We start from the raw sequence: 3,948 nt of genomic DNA, 5'->3' as shown, positions 1-3,948 counted from the left end.
CCGCGCACCTCGCCCGTCGGACCCCGGTCCCCCGCCCGCGGGCCCGCCCGGCCCGCAGGGGCCCGGCGCGGTGCCGGGTGAGTCCGCGCGGCGGAGACGGCGGTTGCGGGCGATCGCCCAGCCCCAGGCGACCAGGCCGCCGAGGGCGAGTCCCCACTCGGGCGCGGCGCCGACCCGGGAGGCGACGGTCCGCGCGTCGCGCAGCGGGAGCTCCCCGATGAGGACGTCCTGGGTGAACTCTTCGGTGCGCTGCTCGACGGTCCCGTCGGGCGCCACGATGGCGCTGATGCCGCTGGGCGCGGCGGTGACGACCGCCCTGCCGTGTTCGACGGCGCGGAGCGAGGACATGGCCAGCTGCTGCTCGGGCTGGCCGGTGCGGCCGTAGGTCGCGTTGTTGGTCTGGATCACCAGGGCGCGGGCGCCGTCGTTGACGGTGTCGCGGACGATGCCGTCGTAGGCGACCTCGAAGCAGATGACGTCGCCCAGCCGCGCGGGGCCGACGTCGAGCACGCCCGTGGTCTCGCCGGGCCAGAAGTCGCGCGGCACGCGCTCCAGGCGGGTGATGAAGCGGCTCAGGACGTCGCGGTAGGGGACGTACTCGCCGAAGGGCACCGGGTGCTGCTTGGTGTAGGAGTCCCCGGGGCCGGTCCGCGGGTCCCAGACGATCCCCTGGTTCTCGACGTACCCCTCTCGGGTGGGGTGGTCGACCAGCGCGCCGACGAGGATCGGCACCCCCACGGCGCGGGCCGCCCGGTCGATCGCCTGGTAGGCATCGGGGTAGCGGTGCGGGTCGAGGTCGGAGGCGTTCTCCGGCCAGATGACCAGGTCCGGCTGTTCCTCGCGTCCGGAGCGGACGTCCTCCGCCAGTTGCAGGGTCGCCTCGACGTGGTTGTTGAGGATGAGCATCGGGCGGCCGAGGAAGTCCATGCCCGGCTGCTGCACGTTGCCCTGGACCACCGCGATCCGCACGGTCTCGTCGGCGTCGGTGCGGACGGGTACGGCGGATCCGGCCAGCACCGTGACCGCCGCCAGCCCCGCCGCTCCGGCGGCGGGCAGCGCGGCGCGGCAGACGAGGGAGCGCCGGATGCGCCACGCGCGGAGGCAGGCGCAGGCGGCCAGGGCGCCGGTGAGGGCGACCGCGAAGGTGACGAGCGGGGCCCCGCCGAGGGCGGCGAGCGGCGTGAAGGGAGTGTCGGTGTTGGCGAAGGCGAGTCGGCCCCAGGGGAAGCCGCCGAGCGGGACCCGGTCGCGGGCCCACTCCTCGGCCACCCACAGGCAGGCCGCCCACAGCGGCCACAGCGGCAGTCGCGAGGTGAGCGCCAGGGCCGCGCCGAGCGGGACGAAGAAGAACGCCTGGAGCAGGGAGAGCCCGATGACGGCGTCCCAGCCGATGACGTTGAGCCACTTCAGGAGGCCGAGGAAGAAGGCGAGGCCCATGGCCAGGCCCGTCCAGGCGCCCTGGCGGGCGGTGCGCCGGTGGGTGAGGGCGCTGAGCGCCGCCACGGCGAGGACCGAGAGCGGCCAGAGGCCGTAGGGCGGGAAGGCCGCGGCCAGCGCCAGTCCCGCGACCACGGCCAGGAGGGTGCGCGGCAGCGCCCCGCGCGACCACGCGGCGAGGCGCCCGGGACCACCGGTGCTCACGCCGTCGTCACCGCCCGCTGCGGGCGTGCCGGTGTCGGGGGCTGCGGCGCGGTGCGCGGCGGTGGCGGATTCCTGGCCCGATGCCACGTCGTGGCCCTCCCTGGGGGATCAAGCGGTACTGCGTCGACCGTACCGTGAACCCCCGCCGCGGCGACGGGCGGTGCCACAGGTGGGCGATGCCGCCCGGGCGCCCCCGGGGCGCCGCCGCCGAGGGCGGGGCCCTGCCCGCGGATGGAGGCCCGGCGCCCTTCGGGCCGGCCCGGGGCCCGCTGGCTGCGGGCCGGCCGTGAGCCGTTGTCTACTGGGCGTCCGGGCCTCGTCCGTGTCCCACCCGCCGGCCGGAGCAGGGCCGTCGCTGCGGTGCCGCGGGCGCTGGGCCTGGCTGCCAGCGACGAGCCGCCTCCCGGCGGCGCGTCCCCTGGCCCAGCGGCGCTCCACGACCACGCCGCGGCGGGTCCGGCCGAACGTCCTGTGGTGGACCCGGCCGAACCTACCGCTGGATCACCGCCGCCTGTCAACACCCGTGTGACCTCGGCTTTCCGACCGAAACCCCTGGTCAGTGACGAGCGATCACGAGAGCGCGCCACGCCGGGGCGACGTCGTTCGGCGTATCCCCTGGCCAGAGATCACCCGTTCAGTCGATCGTGCACGGTGCGGCCACCGACGACGGTGCGCAGGCACTCCGGAAGGGCCTCGCCGGGGGTCAGGTCGGGCAGGCCGGGGGTGCCGGACCGCGGGTCGGTCGACCAGCGGGTGACCCGCTCGTCGGCGGTCTGGACCACGAGGCCGCCGGCGCGCCAGATCGCGTAGTCGGCCACGGCGCCCGGCACCAGCGTGCCCTCTCCGTCGCGTCCGAGGGCGCGCCACCCGCCGCGGGTGTGGGCGGCGAACGCGGCACGGACGGAGATGCGGTGCTCGGGGGTGCGGTGGAACGCGGCGGCGCGCAGCGTGCCCCAGGGGTCGAGGGGGGTGACGGGCGCGTCGGAGCCCAGCGCCAGCGGGACACCGGCCCGCAGGAGGGCGGCGAAGGGGTGGAGGCGGCCCGCCCGCTCGGCACCGAGCCGGGAGGCGTACATCCCGTCGGGACCTCCCCAGGCGGCGTCGAACGCGGGCTGGACGGAGGCCGTCAGCGCCAGGTCGGCGAAGGCGGCGAGGGTCTCGTCGGTGAGGAGCGCGGCGTGCTCGATGCGGTGGCGCGCCGCCCTCACCCGGTCGATGCCGACGTGCTCCGCCGCGGCGCGGACCCCGTCGGTCACCGCGGTCAGCGCCGCGTCGCCGATGGCGTGGAACCCGGCCTGGACCCCGGCCTCGGTGCAGGCGATGACGTGGGCGGTCACGGCGGCGGTGTCGATGTGGGCCAGGCCGGTGTGGTCGGCGTCGTCGTAGGGGGCGTGGAGGTGGGCGGTGTGGGAGCCGAGGGAGCCGTCCACGAAGAGGTCGCCCGCGGCACCCACCGCGCCGAGGTCGCGCACCCGCTCCAGTTGGCGGGTGCTGGTGACGGCCTCCCCCCAGTAGCCGAAGACGCGGGGGCCGCTCTCCCTTTCGGCGAGGGCGAGCAGTCCGGTGAAGTCGTCCTCCCCGCTGATGAGGGGCCCGGCGCACTCGTGGAGCGCCCCGATGCCGAGGGAGGCGGCGTGCCGCAGCGCGGCCCGCTGCGCATGGGTGCGCTGCTCGGCCGTGACGGTGTCGTGGGCGGCGGTGCGCACCGCGTGGTGGGCGTCGCCGGTGAGCGGCCCGTCGGGGTGGTAGCCGGACATGGCGGTGACGCCGGGGACCAGGTCGAGCAGGGCGGTCGAGGCAAGCGCCGAGTGGACGTCGACACGGGTGAGGTACACGGGGCGCCCGTCCGCGGCGGCGTCGAGCTCGGCGCGGGTGGGGACGACGCCGCCGGGCCAGGCGGCCGAGTCCCAGCCGTGGCCCAGGACGACGCGGTCGGTGGGACGGGCCCGGTTGTGGGCGGCGACCGCCGCCAGCGCCTGCGCGGGGTCGGTGGCGGCGGTCAGGTCGAGGCCGGTGAGAGCGAGGCCGGTGGCGGTGGTGTGGACGTGGGCGTCCGTGAAGGCGGGGGTGACCAGCGCGCCGTCCAGTTCGACGATCTCGTCGGCGCCGTCCGCGAAGGACTCGGCGGCGCTCTCGGAGCCGACCCAGGCGACGCGGTCACCCTCGACGACCATGGCGGTCGCGAAGGGGTCGGCCGGGGAGTGGACGGTGCCGCCGCGCAGCAGCGTGGTGGGGCGGGGTGCGATGGGGACGGTCATGCGGCAAGTCTGGCCTGCGCCCGGCCCCGGGCCCGCCGCGGGGTGGGCG

The 3,948-nt window shown here is 76.8% G+C and carries 2 protein-coding genes; both read right to left on the bottom strand.

Annotated elements, in window-relative coordinates:
* On the bottom strand, positions 1–1,728 hold a 1,728-nt coding region (gene lnt, locus HCJ92_RS22845), incomplete at its 3' end, for an apolipoprotein N-acyltransferase (protein WP_167935505.1).
* A 539-nt stretch (positions 1,729–2,267) separates the two neighbouring features.
* The gene (locus HCJ92_RS22840; protein WP_167935504.1) at positions 2,268–3,899 is read right to left on the bottom strand and encodes an amidohydrolase; all 1,632 of its coding nucleotides are present in this window, start codon (positions 3,897–3,899) and stop codon (positions 2,268–2,270) included.
* Positions 3,900–3,948: the final 49 nt, after the last annotated feature.

The sequence above is a fragment of the Streptomyces spiramenti genome (assembly GCF_012034385.1).
Taxonomy (GTDB): domain Bacteria; phylum Actinomycetota; class Actinomycetes; order Streptomycetales; family Streptomycetaceae; genus Streptomyces; species Streptomyces spiramenti.
Note: the sequence above shows the minus strand (reverse complement) of the source record. Positions and strands in the feature narration are given on the sequence as shown.